Origin of the sequence: Salinivibrio socompensis S35, from assembly GCF_000513715.1 — a bacterium.
In the GTDB taxonomy this organism is placed as follows: domain Bacteria; phylum Pseudomonadota; class Gammaproteobacteria; order Enterobacterales; family Vibrionaceae; genus Salinivibrio; species Salinivibrio socompensis.
Map to the genome: position 1 here is coordinate 1 of NZ_AQOD01000075.1, position 19,876 is coordinate 19,876.

Genomic DNA, 19,876 nt, shown 5'->3' on the forward strand with positions numbered 1-19,876 from the left:
AAAAACATGAAGGGCTTACTACAGCAAGAAGTGGTCTCGCTGTAGTGTGGGATAATTGCATTAAGCGAACGGGTATACGCCGCAGAACGCCATACCAGACGCGACACACTTACGCTTGCTGGATGCTAACCGAAGACGCAAACCCAAGCTGGATAGCTCGTCAAATGGGCCATAAAAATGCGCGAATGGTAATGACAACATATGGCAAATTCATGCCAAGCCAGAGTGGCGTACAAGTCGATAAGTTAAATAAGCGCTTTGGTGTCGTGTCCCATACGTGCCCCACCGAGAAATAAAAAACATAAAAAACCCATAAAATACAGAATCTTAATGACCTCGTGATATTTAATGTATGAAAATATCTCTTAATTATCAAATGAGGGACATGGCGGTCTTTCCTTTTACTTTCAGCGCCTTAAGTAGGGAGTGCAAATCCCGACAAACCCCCTTAACCCGCTAAAACATGCCCCAAATCGTGTCCCATTTGCCGATTGTGCCCCAAACAGTGTCCCATTTTTGCCCGGTTCACGCCACCAAAAAGTCCCGAAAATCGAGGCTTCCAATCCCTTGTCCATTCCCAGGCCTTGCTCAATTCAGCAATTCATCGATAACCCCATCAATTTCACTCAGCTTACTTATCATCCAACACCGAACTGCATCACTTTCCAAAGAAAGCTCATCATTCAACAAATGGATCATGACATCTAGCTCTGTCTGGATTGTTTCTTTTTTGTCCATATACCTAACCATTGACCTATTTTTGTCGCGTGACATCGTCACTTTTATTGTATTTTTTTAAGTTAGTTAGTTATTCGAACTCAGCAAGCAATTTAGTTAATGGCGGCCCCTGCTATTATGCATAAAGCGTGTGTCACACTTACGCAATGAGCAAAAAGCCAATCCACCCTTTTGTTATCTATATTAAGCGCTTACTTATTGAGCGAGGGATCTCGTATTCCGATCTTTCTGAGATGACAGGGATAGGCCTTGGCACTATCAAGCACATCATGTGTGGCAATCAATGCATGACGTTGTCAATGAGAGACACGCTATGCTACGCGTTAAATATTAAGCCACTCGACGCACTTTTGTATGATATGCCGGATAATCTCGACCCCGCCAACCCTGCCGCTCTGGCAAGGCTTATTTCGGAACTCAACAAAGAGCAGCGCTATGCGCTTGCTGGGTTGATACTAACGATGGCCGATGCAAACATGCATCAATCAAACTGACAAGTTATTGCTTAAAAGCGTATTTTTAATCAAGACTAACCGCTCCAGCATCCATGATCTGACGTGTTCATTGGGCGGCTCTTCAATGCGCAGAATGGCAAGAAGTACTTCAATCTCATCGTGCATGTTCATTCTCCTTGGTTAACTCGCACGCAAACTTACACGTCGGCTGTCTTAAATTCCACACACTATAAAACTTGTCCCTCTTAGCGGGACGGGTGCGCCTAGAGTTTTTACTCAAGTCACAGTTTTTGCGTAACCTTATGTATCAGCCGTAACGACTGGAGTATTGGCGTGCAGAAGTGGCTTGACGCACTGAGGATAGCCAAAGCTCGCTCCGGTTTAAGCTACAGGCAGATCGCAACAAAAACAGGCATGAGCAGATCAAAGGTTGGCCGCGTATTTTCAGGCGAGAAAGAGGTAACACTTAAGGAGTTTGGCGCAATCTGCTACGCCATTGGCGTTAGACCAGAGACGATTGTCATTAGCACCATGAGCGACAGTGAGCTAATTAGATACCTTAATGAAGAAAAGTAACCGCCAGGGACGGCAGGCCCTTCTATAACCCGCCATCATGCACAACACTCACCTTACCAACACACTACACAAGGTGAGGCTATGATCATTTCATTCTCAGGCACTAAAGGCGGAACAGGCAAAACCAGCGGCGCCATCAACTTCGCTTACTACTGCCAACAAGTCAAACAGCTAAAAACCGTTGTCGTCGATGCAGATCCCCAAGGAAGCGCTCGCAAACTGCTGCGAGAGAATCGTGAAGGATTATGTGACATCGTCTGTTTCGCTGTCCAAGGAAATTGCCGTGCGGACCTAAAAAGACTGAACGAAGGTCACGATATCGTCATCGTGGATACGGGCGGCCATGCCAGCGATACGCTCAACTACGTGCTATCGGTGGCTGATATGTGCGTATTGCCTTTCAATATTGGCGCGCTCGATACCGCCGAAGCGGAAACCGCGAAAGGTGTGATCGATTTTGTTCACGATTTTAACCAATCGCTGAGTGTTATCAGTTACTTGAATAAGGTGCCGGTGTTACCATCCATGTCGCATTATGCAGACAGCGCACAACAAGCGATAGCCGATTACTTTGAGGTGGCGCCGGCGCGCCTTGTTAATCGGGATAAGCCCTACTCTGGTCTAGCCAAAGGACTGACTATTTTCGAGATTGATGATGATAGCGCAGCGAAGGCACAAAGCGACTTCATTTTGCTGGCCGATCACTTACTCGACAAGTTGGAGGTGAGCCATGCACAACGATGAAAAGCGCATTGCCTCAGCCTTATCTAAGTCGCCACTTTCTGCAAGCCAGTTCAGTGATGTGCCGCGTCAAGTCGCTAGCCGCAAGCAATTTATGCTCTATGGCAGTGACGACGAAATCATTGAGCGCCTGCGCGTGCTTGTTGCGCCGTCTGCCAGCCGTTCGGAAGTTATTCGAGTCGCTTTGTCCGTGCTTAATGATCTGCCGGATGGCGCGATTATAGAAAAGTTAAACCGCATTAAGGAGCGAGCATGAAAGGAAAAGTGATAGTGGCAGCATTCGCCTGCCTAGTCTTGTCTGGGTGCGCCGCTAACCCATTCAATAAATACTACGAAAGCTATGGTACGTCGCACGTACCCAACCCTCAGACACTAAAAGAAAGGGGAAGAGCCGAGAGTTATTGGCGTTAGCTTTGATTCGCTGGCAGAGCAAGCACAGAAGATGGAAAGCCAAGAATACTTTATTATTGGCAACTCGTCATTTAGCGGTGATCCGCAAACGCGAGATAAAGTTATCGAAGCAGCCAAAAAGCACGGCGCCCAAGTAGTGATCGTCGCAAAAAAATACAGCCACACCTATCAGAATAATACGCCGCTGATACTCCCCACATCTCAGACCACGATCAGCTCAGGGACCATAAGCGGTGATGTTAACGGTAGCGTATTTGGATCGTCTACCACGACGGGCATGGCTGCCATACCAATGAGCACGTCTAGCCGCGTTTACGATTACTATGCGCTTTACCTGATTAAAGGCGAACTACCCAAGGGCAATTTAGGTGTCTCTTTTACTGGCGTGCCAACCGAAGTGAGAAAAGAGATAGGCCGCAACACAGGCGCTTATATTGTAAACATTCTAGAGGGTCGTCCTGCTTTTAATGCCAACTTACTGCAAGGCGACATCATTACGCACGTAGACGATACCGAGATAAAGCAAGCGTACGAACTGTCGGACATTGTGAAAAACCTTCCCCGCAGCCAAAAAACAGTCACGCTCACCATTCTGCGTGACGGTAAAACACTCACTAAAGAACTTGAAAGGTTCTAGCTTAGAAAAGAAAGGAGTCGAAAATGAAACGAGTTATTTTATTGGCCTTGATGTTTGCAGGCTCTGCGCAAGCTGCATGCTACGGAAGTGATAGCTACCAAACGTGTTATGACGACAATGGGAATACATACGACGTTATGCGTTCTGGCGACACGACAACCGTTTATGGCAGCAACCAGCACGGAGACACGTGGGAGCAAAGAAGCTATCACAATGGCGATACAACCACCACATATGGTCAGGATGCTGACGGAGACTACTGGGATAGCACGACGATCCGCGATAGCGACGGGAGTGGTTATATGCAACACGGCACGGATAGCGATGGCAACTCTTTTTCTCGCTACTGTTATGACGATGATCTTTGTTATTAAGGGAGGTAGTTAGATGAGTAAATTTGACAGATTTTTGAGTCTCGTCATTTATGTTGTGGCGATCACCACTGTTCTGAAGTTATTCACAGTGAATGACATGCTTGAGTTTGTGAATCAAGTAGTCTTAAACGGCATCATTATTGCTTTTGTGCTAGCTATAAAGCTGCCAATTAGATGGCGCCTTAAAGCCAAGCAGGCCAAAACCCGCACAACTAACTAGCCATATGTTGACAATATTATACAAAGGGACTTATATTAACCGTGCGCTGGCAAAATCCAGCGCCGGAATTGGCGTTCCGACCTACTACAGGCGCATTGACGCCAGCCATTTGTGCTGGTTTTTTAATGCCTAATTCCCGCACACTCAAATTATGGTGGGCTGGATGAGGCTGACTTCGGTCAGGCCGTTTCCTGTAGGCGGTTACGCCAACCTTGTCCAGCTCACCACCCCGGTCATTTGGCGTTGACTCCGTGGTGAGTAATCAGATACTACAGGAGTTCACCATGCACGCACTTACTCTGCTCCCCACTGATGCTACTACCACTCATGATGGCGAACCACAAACTGACTCACTAAAAGTCGCCGAAGCTTTTAATAAGCAGCATAAAGACGTCCTGAAACGCCTTCAGAATCTTGACTGCTCAACAGAATTCGCATCAGCGAACTTTTGCGCTGATGTTCAAAGCATAGCCATCGGCAATGGCGCAAAGCGTGAATCGAAGATTTACCATATGACCAAAGACGGCTTTATGTTTTTGGTGATGGGGTTCACTGGCAAGAAAGCCGCCATGATCAAAGAAGCGTTTATCACCAAGTTTAATGAAATGGCCGACGCGCTTAAGGCGCGCTCGAGAGTTGTGCCTGCCGCGTGTGCACCATTAAGCAACCACGAAAAAGAAGCAGTGCGCCAAGCGATGCAAATTGTTACTCGCGGCGACAAGGCGGAAAGGATGCGCATTTATCGCCGCATGCATTCGTTTTTTGCTGTGCCCAGTTTTGAGGCGATCACCTCCGAGCAACTGCCAGACGTGCTGAGTTTTGTGCTAGAGCAAGCCGACAACACGCCATCTTTGCCGCCGGTAACTCGCCAAGCCGTTCGCCCCGATCAGCTTCCCCATCCTTTTGAAAGCATTCATCGTGACAACCTGCCCGACGTCAGGGACTGGTTTAATGACTACTTCACGCGCCACACAAGCGCAGAAAGCTACATGGCAAGCAAAATCATTGAGGCGATGCTTGGGCAAATCAGTAGCCAGTCTGCGTTTATGGATGAGCTCTCGGTGCACCTGAATCGATGGGCGAGTCGCCGCCAGCCTGTTGATCGCAGCTAGGGTGTTACCAACCCACCCGATCATTGAGGTAGCGTAAGCTCTTCTTCACATTGACGCCGTTTTGGCTTTCTTGGCTGTAGCGGCGTCGCATTTTAATAGAGCGGCGCAAGGTGTCACTATCAATCACAATGCGCGGGTTCGCTTGGTTAAACTTGCGAATGGCTTTTTTGGTTTCTAGCATCATGGCATCATCGCCCTCTTTATACGCCAGCCAAAAGGCGGTCATGATATCGCGACGGCGATTAAGGATGTGCTTCTCGTAGCCTTTGATGGCGTTGTTCAGATCGTACTGCTTCATCAGCTCGCCATCTGTCAGGCCGTTGGCTTGCAGCAGTAATTGCAAGCCAGTGAACTGATCCGCCTCCTTGTAAGCATCACCACGGTAGTTAAGCGCGCCTTCGTCCCAGTATCGGTAGGCCTTCATGGGATCACGCGCGAACTTGGGCATTATTTTTTCCACCCCGCGATAAACATCGCCGCCTGCAATGTCGCCCGCGCCGCGTATGGTGCTAACCACAATGCCACCCCATACCGGCCCCGCGACTTGCTTCGCGTAATGGGTCCATAAATCTTCACCTTCCATATCGCGGTTAGGGTCGCGGATCCAGAGGCCATCAAGCGAAATGCGTGACGATACGCCCGCGCCACCCACGCCATAGATCACCTTATCGGCCATATCTTGTCCCATTAGCTCGCCGAGGTAGTTTTTAAATTCTACTTCTGCATCCCAAGGCTCGTCGTCATCACCAAAGGCAGCATTTAAGGCGTTGGCCAACGCAAATAAGGTGCCTAGCGGCAAAGCGGTTGCACCACCAAGCAAACCCGTCATGCCCAACGTGCCCACTAGTTGCTTGCGCGCTTCGGTTTTCTCCGCTTTGGTTTTGCCTTTCATGCTCAGGTACATATTACGGAATAGGTAGTACGTCATGTTCTGGCTATATTGCTTAAACTGCATCAACTGCTTCATGGTTGGCGACTGCATGAAGCGCGCACGGTTCGCGTTTGTGTAGTCAAAGTGCGCATCCCATGTGATGTCTGCGGCCATCTTGGTCGCCGATTCATGGGAATGCCCTTTTTGTTTCGCCAAACGGTAAGCGGCTATCGCGGTGGTTTCGCGATTAAACACCTCGGCTTTGTGGAACAGCCAGCTCACCACGCCCATGGCTTTTTCTAGCTTTTCGTTGTACTGCCAGTTTTCCGCCTCGGCCATGCCTGCCAAGTCATGCGCGTTGGTGGAATCGAGCAAGCCCATGTCGTGCCATGCTTGGTACGCATCCTTTTCTGTCTGGTCGCGGAACTTGCGGCTTATCTGGCCGCGTGATGTTATAAATTCCTTCATGGCACCGTTTAGCTCTTTTGATGCCTCTACGGATCCAAACTTGCTGCCAAGTATCGGTAAAGCCACGACAAAGTTTTGCGATATGTTCACGGCTGCCGCGGCGGGTGACACGCCAAGCATCCACAAGAAGCCAAGTGATGTTACTTTTTGTGCAAAGGTGGAGTGGGTTGGATTCATTACCCACTCATGCCGCTTCATCATTTCTTCCGCGTAACGCCCCGCTTGGTTATCGTTTGATTGCTCTGCCGCTTTCTTAACCTCGTTGACCTGCTTAGATAATTCGTCAGCGTACTCCATTCTGGCGAGCTGGTACGCCCCCTTCATCATGTTCTCGGCCATGGCACGAAGCGCATCGTTCGACCAGCCCTTGGTCTTTTTACGGTGAATGAACTGCTTGCGCATCGAGCGCGACGGCAACGCCTGTAGGTACATTTGATAGACCTGATCTTTAACTTGGGCCTTTTTCTCGTCATTAAGCGTCGTTTCGTCAATCTTGCCCATGAGATCGGTGATAAAGCTCAGGCTGGCGCCATTAATCGCTGGGTTACCTTCCATCTTGTAGCCCGAACGCACGTCGAAGCCCTTCTCCTTTAGCTTGTTGGCTGTTGCCTGCTGCTCTGCCTCGGACTCAAACATGAGAAAACGGTTTTCGCCGTTCTCATCGATAGCGCTTACCCAGTAGTCACCAAAGCGCGCTAGCGGAAAGTAAGGCGCGTTGACCTCTTGCAGCTCAAAAAGAGAGCGAATTTCGGCAAGGCGCTTTTTCTTTATCCGATTATCAATGTCCGCGTTCTGAATTTGCTGCTCAAGAAGCGCCTGGTATCCATCGTGACGTGATTTGTAGTTGTCGCGCATGGTGCGGTAGTGATGCTTGGCTTGCTCGGGGAGCTTATCAAAGCGCTTTTTAAGTTGCGCGTGTTTGATTTTTCTTGTGGGCTCGCTTTTTAGATCGCTGCGAAGCTGCTTCAGCTCGTCCGCTTGTGCCTTGCCCATGCCATCTTCTCTAGCGACGTTCTCGATGTGACGAATACGGTTTTGAATGGCCTCGGCTGCTGAGACAAACGCTTCTGCCGGATCTACTCCCTCTACCGTCGCATCATGGGCAATGTTGAACATTTCATCGGCAGCCGGTTTATTTTTGGCGGCCCATTTGCGAATGTTTTGCGCAATCTCTGCCGACTCAAACGCCATCTGATTGCGACGTTCCATCATGCGGTGCACGGTATCTACATAGGTTTTTATCTGTGGCAACTTGTTCTGGGCGAGGTCGCCCAGCTGGCGCAGGGTAACAAACGCTAAGCCTTTACTGCCGCCTAGCGCGCCTTTCACCGCCGTCGCTGTCGCGCTTAGCGCCTTTTTCATGCGGCCCTGCGCGGTGGGCTCAGCCTCCATATCGCTGAGCACATCATCCATGGTAGGCGCGTTTTCTTTCGAGAATTTGGGCGTTTCTTTGTTGACAATATCTTTGTGGGTGATTACGTTATCCATGAAGCCTGATGGAAGGAGCGCTCCTTGGGCAATTGGAGCCCTTGCAAACGCAGCCAATCAGGGTTTTTCTCTTTTATGTACTCGAGTAGTCCATCTCTAATCCATTTCTGCAGAGCGTTTTCGTTCTTGCCATAAGCACTAGCGACACTGTTAACCTGAATGCGGTGCGATTGTTTGTCTGCATGGATAGCGATAAGCACAGGTTTTCCGCTTCCGGATAGCGCCTCTACGATGACATTCTTACTTCCCGTGCTCGCAATTTTTTCATTTTTAGGTTTAAAAACAGCGACAGGGTCTGCCAACAGCTCCGGCAAACGGTAGAGGCTTTCCATGCTGATGTCGTGATCCTCTTTCACGCCATTTGTCGCCTTTCTCACCACATCTCTATCGATATAAAGCGGCAGCTCGGGCATACCCAAGGCTTTAAGAACCTTGGGGGCGTCACTGACTTTTATCGGTGCAACACGACTTTTTAGCGATCCAATTGCCTTACGCAAATCATCAGCAAATCGCTCGGATTCCTGCTTTAAAGAGAATTTTGCTTGGCTCAATTTAGAGCGGGATAGCTTTGATTTACCGCCCGAACGTGACAAATTATTGGGATCCCAGTGGTTGACGGCTTTGATGCGGTCAATCAGCGTTTGAACAATGTTATTGAGCTCTGCCTTGGTAATATCATGGGGACGTATAAATCCGACTTTTCGTAAAGCATGCGCGATAGCTTCAATCGCTCGGTCCCACCATCTCTGTAACTTGCTTCGCTCCACTTCGGCCGCATGCGCCAGTATTTCTTCAACTTGCACAAGGGGCTCTTGGTCGCCGTAGTGTTTTTCAATGCGATTCCATAGCTCTTTTACGTGTGGTGAGTTTTTACCGCGAGCGATACGCTCGAGGATTTTCTGATACTCGCTATCACCGACCACCGCTTTTAAGCCATGGTGAGCCAATACTTCGTGCCGTAGCTTTTTGCGCAGCGTTTTCATGTCAGGCAGATTGTCGGCAACAAGTACCACGGCGCCATCCCTATCGTTGTAGAAGCCGTGAATAGTAGCGCCCGGGATGGATTGACCAAGCAGTTTTTCTGCTTCCGCCTGCGTCTGAACTACCTTGGTTTTGATCCCCGCCCCACCGTTATACTCTTTGAGCCATTGGCGAACACCCAGCTCGGCCTGTTTGAGTGGCATACCTTTCGATGACGGCCCGTCTTGAGTGACACCTTCGCGGGAAAACATCACAGCCTCAGATTCGCTTTCCTTCTTGGTTTCAGTTAACGGTTTTTCAATTTCGACGGTTTTGGTGCGAACACCTGTTTGGTTCATGGACTCTTTGAACGTGCCCTCGGGATCCATTTCTTCTGTGGCATTCAACTCAGCTAGCCAGTCCTTGAAAGCTCGGTTTTTGTTGTTGCTACGCTCCCCCGCCATGCTGCTCATCACTGCCACCATTTTCCCGCCAGGTTTCAGCATGTCGTAGGCATGACGAACATGGTCAATGTCCATGTCATTACTAAACGGTGGGTTCATCACGATGCGGTCATAACCCTTACCGGTAAACGCAAGGAAGTCATCGCCGACAACTTTGTGGCCCTTTTCTTTCAATATGTCACTCAGGTCGCTGGCAAGCTCTACCACTTCAACGTCAGCGCCTTGAGACTTCGCAGCATCTGCCAACATGCCATTGCCCGCGCTCGGCTCTAGCACTTTCATGCCGAGCTCAATACCGGCCAGCTCAACAATGTGGCGCGCACGAGACTCTGGTGTAGGGAAGAAATCAACAAACGCATTGCGGTTGCCAAGCACTTTTTTCTTAAGATCGCGATCCAGCTTGGCAAGCTTGCTCTCATTGAGGCCGGTGTTTGTCTTGATGCTGCCCATCTCGCGCAGCGCCTGACGTAACAACTCTCGCCGTGTGAGGCCCATGCGTTGAAGCCGCTGGAACATAGCGGGTAAATCACCGTATAGCTCCTCCTTTTTCGCGAACTCCACCATTTTAATGACGTACTCGTTTTCCGTGCTTAACGCGACGTCTTTGGGCTCGCCACCCTTGTATTTGTCCAGCAAAACCTTGCCAGATTTCACATAGCCTTTTTCACCCACCATTCGGCTTGCCAACTCGTTGATCATGCGGGTGTATGTGTCTGCCATTGGGTATTTGGCAAACATGACTTTTTCGTCAATCGTTGTGCCTTTCTTCCACACAGGATCGCTAAATTCGCCCCGCTCTACAGCATCACTATTTTTCTTGCTTGCTTCCCACAGCAATCCGTTTTCGATTCGCTTGAGAGTTTCAACTTGCGTTTTAGCATTGATACCCGCCAATGCAGAGAGATCGCCTGATTCTATCTTGTCGGCAATCTCAGCCATTAGCGCGGCAGTTTCCGCGTCTTTTCTCGCTCGAGATCTCGCTCGCTCTCCTTCAGCCATGCGCTTGGCGGTGTTCTCTTTTCGCTCTGCGTTGTGCTCCGCGCTCGCTTTTTCTGCGAGCTTTTCACTTGCCTCTCTTAGCTTTTCCACATTTGATTGGCGCTTCTCTTCGCGCTTGGCGTTGACGGCTCCGGAGCGATCAATGTCGTTGCCTTGTAGCCACCCCATGAATATTTCGGCATCTTCGCGTGTGGGGAAGTAAAAACTCCCACGCCAATAACCGCCTTTCATCGAACGCGCCATCCCGGCTGCTTCTTTGAACTTATCCTTGCCTAAACGTGTTTCTAGCGACACATTAAAAATGGTCGATCCAGTCTTGCCATGTGTGCCTTCGGTGATGTCACCAATCTCGATTTCACCATCAGTTTCCAAGCCTGACTTTTTGGCTGCGGCCTCCTGCTCTGATTTGCGGCGAGATAAGATTTCGTCAGTGACCAATTTGTCATAACGGGCGCGCAGATCGGGTGTAAACTTGCCACCGTTTTGAACAAATAGATTAAAGTCGCTTATTGTTTGAGGATCTTTGAGTGCGGCCTTTCGTTGCTTTGTTGCTTCTTTTCGGTCTTGTTCAGCCTGTTTGCGCGCATCAATGAACGCCTGATAAGCGTCCTCGTCCATCGCTTGGATTTTTTCATTTACCTTCTCAGCGCGCGTCTTTCCGTTTCCTTCCTGCGTCAAGGTAATGGTTTGTGCACCACCTGCCATGGTGAATTCCAAATCAGATAGGAGCTGATCAAAAGCCGCTTGTACGATGCGGTCTTTCCTTTCGCCCTTCCAACGCGCCGCAAAGTAGGCGCCCATCTTCTCGTTAATTTTCGGAATAGTGAGCGAGTGCAGCTCATCTTTTACACTCTGCTCATTTTGGGCTAGCCGCTCCGATAATGTCTTAACCTCGGCTAGACTCATGTCGCCTTTGTTAAGATCGGAAAAGGCATCAAGCGTTGGTTTAGCGGTAGGTTTTTTGGGCTTGTTCTGGCGACTATTTTCTCGGCTGCCTTGATGCAGTGATTTTTGCTCACGCTCAAACTTAGCAAGGCTTCCGGCGTTTTTTTCATTCAGCGCTGCTTGCAGCTCAGACGCGGTGAAGCCTCCCGCCTCTCGATATGCCTGACGCACCCCTTTGAGTGACGCCTTGCCAGTATCCTTTTCGTTTTTCTCCAGCGTTTGGCGGATCACATCTTTGGCCTTCTCCACCACGTCAGCGTCTTGCGCACCCTCCCCACCTCCTGTGCATCATCCGCGCCTTGCGCATCATCCACACTCTGTGACGCATCAACATCGTGCTCACCGTCAGCACTCTGATCACGCTCCGGGGCTTGTTCTGCCTCGTTTTGCGGCAAATAATCTACGGCTTGCTGATCACTTAACGCTTGCTCATTGCCCTGGTTGTCTGGCTGGTACTTTGGCGTGAAGTCGGCAAAGGTGCCTTTTCGGTTTGCTTTGGCCTCATCCATCATCATGCGCAGCTTGGTGGTCGCAAATGACTGCGCTTTTTTCAGATCGGCTCGGGCTTCGGCCTGCTCTTCTTTAGGTAGGGATTGAATGATGGGCTCACCGCGTTCGCGCATGTCGTCGATCACTTGCTTGATAGCGTTGCGGCTAAAGTCAGGCTCGCTCACTGACTCTGGCTGCTGGTCAAATAACGCCTCAGCTTGCTGGCGTCGCGCTTGGTTTTCAGTCTGGGCATTAAATCGCGCCTTGCGTTCTTTGGCTTCTAGCTCAAACGCGGCGATGCGCTCGGGCGCGTTACGCAGTGATTCTAATAATGCTTCACGAAGCTTGGGATTGGATTGGGCCATGCGCTTTTTAAGACGCTTGCGCATAGATTTGGTCTTCTTAGTGATCGCGGTGTAGTCAGCAATTGGCTTCTTACCATCTTCGCGCATCTTCATGGTATTAGGGCGGCTGGCAAACTCACCACGTGATTGGGCGCTTTGCCCAACATTGGCTTTAATGCTTTCTTGCATTGCCTGCTGCTGGTAAGCGGCCTCAATGTCGCTTGCTGGCGCGTCAGTGTTGGGAGTGGCACTTTGCGTCTCCGCGCCTAACACATTTGTGCGTACACGTTCGGCGGCCGCGGTGGGTAAGTCTGAGATCCCTTGCTCATCAAACGATAAGCTTGTCTCTAAATTAGGCTGCGCGTCTGACTGGCTTGAGGCAGCAATATTTTCCCTGCCCTGCTCGATGGCATCGATATAACGCTGTACTTTGGAGTCTCGCTTGCCTTGAATGGCTTGCTGCTGCTTTTCTCTGGCGGCGCTAAATGCCTGCTGAACACCTGTTTCGTCAACCCCCAACTCTGACGCCTGCTCAGCAAGCGCGTAAAGGCTTTGCTCCGCGTCTTGATCGCCTTGCTCAATACGGTTAAGCAGCGCATCTGCCTTGTCCTGATCCATGGCATAAGCCAGCTTAACGGTTTTTACAAAGTGGTTGTCGTTGTCTGGAAGGACGCCTTTTTCACGCAGTGACTGCTGGGAGGATTTGAATTTTTCTTTGAGTGCATCTTGGATTTGATCGCCTGACGGCTCTTGCTCAGCCAGTACACTTTCTGAGTCTGCTTTGCTCATCAGTTGCTGGCGAATGCGCTCGGCTGCCTGAGTGGGGCCATCTGTTATTTCCGTGTTTACCGGTTGCGTGCCATCCAGCCCTTGCACACCCTCCGCTTGCTGAACACCATTCACACCTTGGGGGGCATCCGCACTCTGCGCACCATCGGCACCTTGCGCTGGATCCACAACGGGATCACCCTTGGCGTTTTCGGCCTGGCCGTCAGTCTGGGCCAAGTCACCTTCAACGGCGTCAGCCGTATCCATAGCCTTATCAGCTCGGGTGCGCGCACCACCTGCGGCGCCCACGGTGCCACCAATAGCGCCACCCAGCACACCCTCATTCACCGCACCAAGCGCGACGCCATCCATTGGGTCAAGGTCTGTGCCCGCGAATTCGTTGGATACTTCGTTAGCCACATATTGCTGGGTACCGCCCTGCATGGCCTCGGTTGCGCCCTCTCGGATCACGCCTTCACCAGCGCCTCGCGCCATACCTCGCGCCGTTGATGAGGCAGCCTTACTTGCACCTCGCGTTAGCATATTGGCCAAAGGCACGTCACCGAGCATGGTTGCAGCGCGCTGGTCGCGAGAATTTTTTCATCTGACATGGTGGCCTGTGAGGCGTGATCAGCTGTCATTTCTCGTGCCAAGTCAATCTTGGCGGCATCGTCTAGCTCTGCGTATTGCGGGTCGTTATCAATGGCATGAAAGTTTTCGCGAAAGACTTTGCTTTCTTTGATTTGTGAGAGCGGCGCATTCATCACGGTATCTTTGGCTTGTGTGCTTGGTTGCCCACGTCACCGGCCATGCCTACCCCGGCAGCGGGTGCATTTTTTAACAAATTGGCAGCTTGGAATCCGGCTTTTTCTGCAAACGCACGACTCGCACCCATTGTCATGGCTTTTTTGGTGAGCGCAGCCCCTGCGGCTGCGGTAGACATGTTGCGAGTTGCAATGGACGTAGCAATGGTGGGCGCCATATATCCGACACCTTGCGCTAACTGCATCGCCCATACTGCCGGGTCGTTAGACGCCTTCCAATCACCGTCAGGAGCTTCATAAATCGGAGCAGATTCAAGCGCCTTCTGAGCATCATCGCTTGAGGATTTACTGATTGCGTCAGCGCCCGCGCCAAGCCACTCCCCCACTTGCTCAACGCCAGCAAGCGCGCCATTAAATAATGAATTTTTGCTTGCGGCTTCTATGTAGTCAGGCACATCAGGATGGCTTGCGCTTTCCATTCTTCTGTTTTTTGTTTGTCCCGCTGTCTCGCCAATACCTTCTGCCGCCTTGAGCAAGCCAACGCCAAAACCTTTGGCAACGTCGCCCACGCCAACCTCTAGGTTTTCACGCGGCTTGTACGCATCAAGGTCAAAGCTATCGTCTAGCTCAAAGCCCATATCTGTTTTGGCGTTAACCGTGCTGCCGTCTGTTTTGCCTAGAAGTTTGTCGTCTTTCATATCCGCTCCGTGCACGCATAAAAAAACCGCCGACCCCAAAGGGGCCAGCGGCTTAGATACAACTATTCGATGATGGGTCCATTATGGCGCGTATTTTGGCTAAGGTAAATGCTGATACATTGGTCGTGATCCAAGCAAAGCTTATTGAGTTAGGCGCTTTTGTCTAGCTATCAGGTCTTGTATCTTGAGATCAGGAGCATGTTATAACGCAAAAGAATTGAACAGCATGTGCAACTAAATTATAGTTGCACGCTCTAAAGGTACTATACTGATGACGAAAGCAGAAAAGTTACTTCAGAAGCTAAAGTCAATACCCAACGACTTTACGTGGAACGAGCTGAAGTCCGTACTCGAGAGGTTAGAGTTTGAAGAAGTCCAAGGGAGCGGATCTCGCGTAAAGTTCATTAGAAGACATGATGGAAGAATCATTAACTTACACAAACCTCATCCCGGCAACATTATGAAGAAGTATGCTCTTCGTATTGTTATTGCAGAGCTCGGTCTGTGAGGAGATAACATGAATAATACATTAAAATACAAAGGATTCACGGCTGTCGTTCAGTTTTGCTGCGAAGATGGCGAAAGCTTTCTGTGGGGCAAAATTGAAGGCATCAACGACCTAGTAACTTTCGAAGCTGACAATACAGACTCTGTAGCGAGTGAGTTTGAAGCAGCCGTCGATGACTACATTGAAACCTGCGAAATGGTAGGGAAAAAACCAGAAAAACCCATGAGTGGCTCATTCAATGTCCGCTTGGGTGAACGCCTTCACCGTGAGCTTTTCCATAAGTCCGTAGAGGAAGGCTGCAAGCTAAATGACATCGTTAAGCGAGCGGCAGAAAACTACCTTGTCACAGCTCATGCGGTAGCTGTCGTTGAGCGACAATTCTCTCAACCCGTCGCGTTTAACGCAAAACAAAATCCTGCGCAGGATAGTAACGTGTATCATCTCCGTGCTCACAAAACACAAGACGGTGATTGGAGGGAGCGGCACTGTGAATAAGTTTCATTTCATTGATTACGAAATTGAAGAATTTTCTTTCAAGCAACTGGATGAGCTCAGCGGCGGAGGCTCTGGCCAGCTTGTGACAAACACAGACATACTGACAGAAAAAGTTCGCGTCTCTCAATCTGATGGAGCGGACAGGTTCATCATTCCTTGCACCGTTGGATACAGTGGTTATGAATCTGTTGGCGATGGCGAATTGAGCGATAGCAAGCTGTTTAACTTAAGCGTTAAGGTTGATCTTTTATTTCGGGCTTATTTAGGGGAAGGCGATGACATAGATAAGTTTGTCGATGAGACCCTAAATGACCCCGAAGGTCTTTGGTATATTGAGCATATGGCACTAACTTCGGTTAAGTCCATCGCTGAACCTGTACTCCTAAAAGCTAAATCTGCACCAACCTACATTCCTCCCTGTCGCCCACGGGATGTTGGCTTGGCAATAGATTGAAACAATTCAAAAAATAATGAGGGGCTATGTGCCCCCTTTTTTTTACTGCCGGATTATCGATTCAGGTTGGCCTGATGAAGTGCGGCGGCACCTTGCGCGCTGCCACTGTTACCAACATTGTTTCGTAACTCTGCGGCTGTCGCGGCATTAGCCGCTCGCACTTTAGCCTCTCGCGCCTTGCGCAGTTGTGCCTGGTAGGCATTTTCAAGCGTTTCGGGATCGTAGCCTTTTACGTCATAGCCTTTTTGTTGTAGCGCCTGTAGGAATTGGCCCTTATTGGGGTCACTCTCCGCCCACTGCTGAATGGCTGGCGGGATTTGGGGGTTACCACTTCTGTCGCCAGTCTGCCCCTTTTGCTCGATGCCATAAACTTGCGCCATGCGTGCGCGCTGCTGATCATACGCGCTCTTAATTTGCGCTCGCGCACGCTCGATTTGCTCGGGTTTTTCAGTACCGATTCCCGCCGACTCTCTCTCTAAGTCAGCAAGCGCCTTGGCTTCCTCTTTATTTAGGTTGGTCAAGTCTTTGCGGTAGGCTTTCATGGTGCCATCGTCCTTTCCTTTTTGCGCAAAGAAAGAATCATACGCAGGCGAGGCCATTGCTTGGCGACGCATGGCCAATTGCCCCGTTAAATCCTGCATGGCCTGCTCAAGTGGAATGACTTTGACTTGCTCATCACCGGTGCCTCGTCCCTCAGTCACAGGCTTGGGCACCCATTTATCGTCGCCATAGCTCACTTCCGTCGTGATCACCAAGCCTGGCTGCTCTCCCTCCTTCTCTCGGGGTTAATGTCTGCCGCTAGTGTGGCACCACCCCAACGGGCGTCCTTGATCACCTTGCCTGTTCTTGGGTCTTTCTGCCCAATCGACGCTTTGATGTTCTTGCTGTAGATGATGTTAAGCGCACTTTTGATTTCTGGGTCGTTGAAGTCTGCTTTGCCATTAATTACATCCGGCAGTTTAGCTTCAAGCAACTCACCGGCTTTGTTGACTTCAGGATCAAGGTAACGGCGCGGGTCGTACGCACTGCCCGCAATCATTTCGTTGTCGAGCACGGGGTCAATCTCGCCCGAGTCCATCCAGCGCTTCCAGCCCTTTTGAATGAGCGGGCTGTTTTCCTGAATAAAGTGGGTGCGCTTTTGCTGTCCAATCTGATACTCGTTGATCTCTTGCTGTGTTTGCTGGCTTTTTAGTTGTGCATCAAACAGCTTTTTATTGCGCTCTTCCTTGTCACGTAGCGCGCCGCCATTCCCGTCTTTACCGTAGTTGTACTCAAATTGTTTTTGCTGACGCTGCTCTTGCGCTTGGCGTAATGACATGCTCTGCTCTCGCGCTTTGCGGTCCTGCTCTAGCTGCTCTTTTTGCAGTTCGCGATCTTCTTTGCGCTGGTAGTGGCGGTCAGCAATGCTGTAGGCGCGCAAGGCGCCATCCATAAATCCGCGTGTATCTAAACCCATTATCGTCTCCTAAAACAGTTCGCCCACAACGAGGCCTGCAGCCGCACCAACTCCGGCACCGATGGGACCGCCGACCATGCCGCCAATCGCTGCACCCGATCCGACGGCGCTGATGGTCTGCTGCCGCTCTGCGGCTTTGAGCTTCTTATTGGCCGCTTCGCGTTTTTCTTCTCGGTTAGCTGCGTCACGTAGCCCTTTTATGGCAGCGCCTTTTTGATGCTGTCCCATGCTGAGTAAGCTGTACCCCATCGGTTACCCCTGCTGTTGTGGTTGTGCGTTTCGTAAACCCATACTTGAGCCGGATAGCGTTTTCATCGAACGATCACGCTCATAGGTGCGCAAGCCGTTTTTAGCTGATACTTTGCTAAGCGCCAGTTTGGCGTCTTGGCTTGGGTCCTGCTCTGCGGTGACGCCATAGCGCGCCATGCGGTTGGCTTGGCCTGCTTCAGCGGCCTGAGCGGCGCTATCCACACTCTCATCGACGCGCCCTAATTGCCCATTAAGTAGCACTCCGCTTTGAGACTGCTCCATAAGTCTTTTCTGGACGGGATAAAAACGTTGATACCAATCGTCGTATTGTTGGCGCGTGATACGCGCATAGCGATCTGCTGCAATTCCCATAACGACTCCTTATGATAGGGCTGTGGCGTGAGGGTTTACAACTGGATCATAGCCATTCACCCCCGGCGCTTGGTTGTAGTCATTTAGCCCCGGCGACTGGTTGTACTTATTCATCCTTGTCGTGTTTGTGCTGATGCCATCAACAGCCTTATCTGCATCGACAAAGTCCGGAATTTTCTGAGACTGATAGCTTCTTAGTCCCGCGCCCGCGACGCCGCCAATTAGCTGCAAGTTTGACGAGCGCTTATTAAAGTCCGCCTCCGCGTCTGCCGTTGCCTTGTGTAAGCTGGTATTCGCCACGTCACCCATCCCCTCAAGCGCACCGGCTTGCTGCCCCATACCAATGGCTGCAACATCGCTCAACCCCGCTAGATACTTATCCTGTTCGGATGATTGTGCGCGATTCGCGGTATCGGATTGACCAATCGCTTGATCGGTTGTCATCTCCGCCATGGTGGATTGAAACTTGCCCGATGTAGGATCAACGCCATTCGCTGACAGGGATTTGGCTACACCTTCGCGATTCTTGGAATACGCCTTGTTGTACCCAACGTCGGCTGCCTGCTTGGCCTCCGCCATGTTGGTATCGCTGTTATAGGCATCTACCCGCGCAATGAAATTATCTTCATGCTGTTTAAAATCGGATTGGTATAAGTCCCACTGCCTTTTAGCAACCTCGGAGGCTGCACGTTGCGCTGCTGTCTCTTTCACTTCTGAGCTTCCGCCACCGCCGCCCATACGGACCTCCTACAGTATTTTTTCCCAGTGTTGAATACGGGCTTCACCCGCTGTTTTAACATACCCATTGCTGAGTAACGCTTGCTCTAGCCCTTCGACGGCTGTGTACAGCTCCACGCCTCGGGCGCCCATTTGTCGCGCTTTTAGCTCTACCTCGCTTTGGTAACGGTCAATGGCATTGCCACCCCAATTGAATGCAAACATCACGTTCAGCCACGGCAAACCTTTTCGGTGCCTAGCTCTAACACCAGAAAGCCATCTTCCGCCACAAACAAAAACGCCCTTTCATCTAAAAGGCGTCGTCGATTTCATCGGCAAATTGATGATCATTTCGTCGTTGTGTTTTTTGGATGATCGGGAAAAGTTTGCCGCGATATTTTTGCCATTTAACGCTGATCATTGTCATCACGCTCTCTTAGTTCTCCACTTGATACCACGAGCTGAGTGCCGATATTTTTTGGCAACGCAACCGCCTCGACGCTAAGCCCGAGCGTTTGATAGAAAGACTGGTATTTATTGAGATTGAACGACGGGGAGTTAACAACCTGAAGTACATCCCCTGACTGAAGGTCATAAATGTAGTGATACATAATTATCGAATGCTATTCATTGCAGAAATAGAAATATCCACTCCGTGAGGAGGCCGACTCTTCAAACTGGTTGAGATAACGGCTCTAAATCCGCCACTTGTTGATGCGATCGGTGTGGTCATTGAGAAGTTATAAGAAAGGTCTGGCCCAAGTCTATGGTGCTTTTTATAGATTTCGCGCCCTTTATCATCATAGACAATAAAATTCGCTCCATATACAGGGGCTTTGTGCTGAGGAATCCCCTGATGATTTAGATAAAAATCATCAATTAAGGTAGATGCACACCTTGTCATATGATCAAATGGTTTCACCAAAAATCAAGAGGGTGTTCAATATTCTGTGTCAGCTAAAAATCATAGCGCGATGTGATCATCCAGTCGACCCTCAAAATGGATTGCCAACTGCGACAGTGTGAGGTTCCAATTCTGCACCGGATGTGTCCATCGCTCAGACGCTTTTAGTATCCCTGCATACAATAATTTCAGCAAACTA

General features: G+C 50.2%; 27 protein-coding genes and 1 pseudogene. 12 read left to right on the plus strand and 16 right to left on the minus strand.

All coding sequences use genetic code 11. From position 1 onward, the window contains the following. The first annotated feature begins 44 nt into the window (after positions 1-44). Positions 45-296, plus strand: a complete 252-nt coding sequence (locus tag DZ54_RS27445; protein ID WP_025673866.1) for a tyrosine-type recombinase/integrase — start codon at positions 45-47, stop codon at positions 294-296. Positions 297-588: 292 nt separating this feature from the next. Here DZ54_RS27445 and DZ54_RS25215 read toward each other — a convergent pair whose 3' ends face one another. Continuing rightward, complete coding sequence (locus DZ54_RS25215) at positions 589-738, minus strand: hypothetical protein (protein ID WP_164831573.1); 150 nt, start codon at positions 736-738, stop codon at positions 589-591. A gap of 128 nt (positions 739-866) precedes the next feature. On the opposite strand from DZ54_RS25215, the gene DZ54_RS0109290 reads away from it, so the two are divergent. After that, positions 867-1,232 carry a helix-turn-helix domain-containing protein gene (locus DZ54_RS0109290; RefSeq protein WP_128080488.1) on the plus strand — a complete coding sequence of 122 codons (366 nt, stop codon included), beginning with the start codon at positions 867-869 and terminating at the stop codon, positions 1,230-1,232. On the opposite strand, the gene DZ54_RS26755 is transcribed toward DZ54_RS0109290, so the two are convergent. Further along, the gene (locus tag DZ54_RS26755; protein ID WP_276202012.1) at positions 1,224-1,358 is read right to left on the minus strand and encodes a hypothetical protein; all 135 of its coding nucleotides are present in this window, start codon (positions 1,356-1,358) and stop codon (positions 1,224-1,226) included. The genes DZ54_RS0109290 and DZ54_RS26755 overlap by 9 nt on opposite strands. Positions 1,359-1,526: 168 nt before the next feature. Between DZ54_RS26755 and DZ54_RS0109300 the strand changes: the two genes are divergently transcribed. The 7 genes from DZ54_RS0109300 (at position 1,527) to DZ54_RS23470 (ending at position 5,264) form a co-directional block, all read left to right on the plus strand. After that, positions 1,527-1,769 (plus strand): helix-turn-helix domain-containing protein, encoded by a 243-nt coding sequence (locus DZ54_RS0109300; RefSeq protein ID WP_025673868.1) that lies wholly within the window; start codon positions 1,527-1,529, stop codon positions 1,767-1,769. An 81-nt stretch (positions 1,770-1,850) separates the two neighbouring features. Further along, positions 1,851-2,513, plus strand: a complete 663-nt coding sequence (locus DZ54_RS0109305; RefSeq protein WP_025673869.1) for an AAA family ATPase — start codon at positions 1,851-1,853, stop codon at positions 2,511-2,513. Next, positions 2,500-2,766: a hypothetical protein gene (locus tag DZ54_RS0109310; RefSeq protein WP_025673870.1), complete on the plus strand. Its 267-nt coding sequence runs from the start codon at positions 2,500-2,502 to the stop codon at positions 2,764-2,766. The genes DZ54_RS0109305 and DZ54_RS0109310 overlap by 14 nt, the downstream gene beginning before the upstream one ends. 186 nt (positions 2,767-2,952) lie before the next feature. Next, positions 2,953-3,558 (plus strand): PDZ domain-containing protein, encoded by a 606-nt coding sequence (locus DZ54_RS0109320; protein WP_025673871.1) that lies wholly within the window; start codon positions 2,953-2,955, stop codon positions 3,556-3,558. Between the two features lie 23 nt (positions 3,559-3,581). Continuing rightward, positions 3,582-3,932 (plus strand): hypothetical protein, encoded by a 351-nt coding sequence (locus DZ54_RS0109325; protein ID WP_025673872.1) that lies wholly within the window; start codon positions 3,582-3,584, stop codon positions 3,930-3,932. A 13-nt stretch (positions 3,933-3,945) separates the two neighbouring features. After that, entirely contained in the window at positions 3,946-4,152 is a 207-nt protein-coding gene (locus DZ54_RS0109330) for a hypothetical protein (protein WP_025673873.1), read from the plus strand. A 284-nt stretch (positions 4,153-4,436) separates the two neighbouring features. Further along, positions 4,437-5,264 (plus strand): Rha family transcriptional regulator, encoded by an 828-nt coding sequence (locus DZ54_RS23470; protein ID WP_025673874.1) that lies wholly within the window; start codon positions 4,437-4,439, stop codon positions 5,262-5,264. A gap of 4 nt (positions 5,265-5,268) precedes the next feature. Here DZ54_RS23470 and DZ54_RS0109340 read toward each other — a convergent pair whose 3' ends face one another. The 5 genes from DZ54_RS0109340 to DZ54_RS0109360 are packed head-to-tail and all read right to left on the minus strand — an operon-like array spanning position 5,269 to position 14,522. After that, entirely contained in the window at positions 5,269-8,091 is a 2,823-nt protein-coding gene (locus tag DZ54_RS0109340) for a PLxRFG domain-containing protein (RefSeq protein ID WP_025673875.1), read from the minus strand. After that, on the minus strand, positions 8,079-11,711 hold the full coding sequence (locus tag DZ54_RS23475; RefSeq protein WP_128080489.1) for a MuF-C-terminal domain-containing protein: 3,633 nt from the start codon (positions 11,709-11,711) through the stop codon (positions 8,079-8,081). The genes DZ54_RS0109340 and DZ54_RS23475 overlap by 13 nt, the downstream gene beginning before the upstream one ends. Further along, positions 11,687-13,555, minus strand: coding sequence for a hypothetical protein (locus DZ54_RS0109350; protein WP_025673877.1), 1,869 nt, complete (start codon positions 13,553-13,555; stop codon positions 11,687-11,689). The genes DZ54_RS23475 and DZ54_RS0109350 overlap by 25 nt, the downstream gene beginning before the upstream one ends. Positions 13,556-13,596: 41 nt before the next feature. Further along, positions 13,597-13,824, minus strand: a complete 228-nt coding sequence (locus DZ54_RS0109355; protein ID WP_025673878.1) for a hypothetical protein — start codon at positions 13,822-13,824, stop codon at positions 13,597-13,599. After that, positions 13,824-14,522: a hypothetical protein gene (locus DZ54_RS0109360; RefSeq protein WP_025673879.1), complete on the minus strand. Its 699-nt coding sequence runs from the start codon at positions 14,520-14,522 to the stop codon at positions 13,824-13,826. Before DZ54_RS0109360 ends, DZ54_RS0109355 begins: the two co-directional genes overlap by 1 nt. Before the next feature lie 271 nt (positions 14,523-14,793). Here DZ54_RS0109360 and DZ54_RS27450 point away from each other — a divergent pair, with 271 nt between their 5' ends. Genes DZ54_RS27450 through DZ54_RS0109380 form a run of 3 tightly spaced genes read left to right on the plus strand, consistent with a single transcriptional unit; the run spans position 14,794 to position 15,979 of the window. Continuing rightward, positions 14,794-15,030, plus strand: coding sequence for a type II toxin-antitoxin system HicA family toxin (locus DZ54_RS27450; RefSeq protein WP_025673880.1), 237 nt, complete (start codon positions 14,794-14,796; stop codon positions 15,028-15,030). A 9-nt stretch (positions 15,031-15,039) separates the two neighbouring features. Then, positions 15,040-15,525, plus strand: a complete 486-nt coding sequence (locus tag DZ54_RS20510; protein WP_025673881.1) for a type II toxin-antitoxin system HicB family antitoxin — start codon at positions 15,040-15,042, stop codon at positions 15,523-15,525. Further along, positions 15,518-15,979, plus strand: a complete 462-nt coding sequence (locus DZ54_RS0109380; protein ID WP_025673882.1) for a hypothetical protein — start codon at positions 15,518-15,520, stop codon at positions 15,977-15,979. The genes DZ54_RS20510 and DZ54_RS0109380 overlap by 8 nt, the downstream gene beginning before the upstream one ends. A gap of 53 nt (positions 15,980-16,032) precedes the next feature. On the opposite strand, the gene DZ54_RS0109385 is transcribed toward DZ54_RS0109380, so the two are convergent. The 9 genes and pseudogenes from DZ54_RS0109385 to DZ54_RS24825 form a co-directional block, all read right to left on the minus strand. Beyond that, complete coding sequence (locus tag DZ54_RS0109385; RefSeq protein WP_025673883.1) at positions 16,033-16,734, minus strand: hypothetical protein; 702 nt, start codon at positions 16,732-16,734, stop codon at positions 16,033-16,035. After that, positions 16,728-17,435, minus strand: a complete 708-nt coding sequence (locus DZ54_RS0109390) for a hypothetical protein (RefSeq protein ID WP_025673884.1) — start codon at positions 17,433-17,435, stop codon at positions 16,728-16,730. Before DZ54_RS0109390 ends, DZ54_RS0109385 begins: the two co-directional genes overlap by 7 nt. 9 nt (positions 17,436-17,444) lie before the next feature. Continuing rightward, positions 17,445-17,684, minus strand: coding sequence for a hypothetical protein (locus tag DZ54_RS0109395; RefSeq protein WP_025673885.1), 240 nt, complete (start codon positions 17,682-17,684; stop codon positions 17,445-17,447). Between the two features lie 3 nt (positions 17,685-17,687). Further along, the gene (locus DZ54_RS0109400) at positions 17,688-18,056 is read right to left on the minus strand and encodes a hypothetical protein (protein ID WP_025673886.1); all 369 of its coding nucleotides are present in this window, start codon (positions 18,054-18,056) and stop codon (positions 17,688-17,690) included. A 9-nt stretch (positions 18,057-18,065) separates the two neighbouring features. Beyond that, entirely contained in the window at positions 18,066-18,794 is a 729-nt protein-coding gene (locus tag DZ54_RS20515) for a hypothetical protein (protein WP_025673887.1), read from the minus strand. A 9-nt stretch (positions 18,795-18,803) separates the two neighbouring features. After that, positions 18,804-19,016 (minus strand): hypothetical protein, encoded by a 213-nt coding sequence (locus tag DZ54_RS24815; RefSeq protein WP_128080490.1) that lies wholly within the window; start codon positions 19,014-19,016, stop codon positions 18,804-18,806. A 164-nt stretch (positions 19,017-19,180) separates the two neighbouring features. Beyond that, positions 19,181-19,384 carry a hypothetical protein gene (locus DZ54_RS0109415; protein ID WP_025673888.1) on the minus strand — a complete coding sequence of 68 codons (204 nt, stop codon included), beginning with the start codon at positions 19,382-19,384 and terminating at the stop codon, positions 19,181-19,183. A 2-nt stretch (positions 19,385-19,386) separates the two neighbouring features. Next, the gene (locus tag DZ54_RS24820) at positions 19,387-19,695 is read right to left on the minus strand and encodes a hypothetical protein (RefSeq protein ID WP_128080491.1); all 309 of its coding nucleotides are present in this window, start codon (positions 19,693-19,695) and stop codon (positions 19,387-19,389) included. Positions 19,696-19,737: 42 nt separating this feature from the next. Further along, positions 19,738-19,876: pseudogene (locus DZ54_RS24825) on the minus strand (IS256 family transposase); the annotation flags it as partial.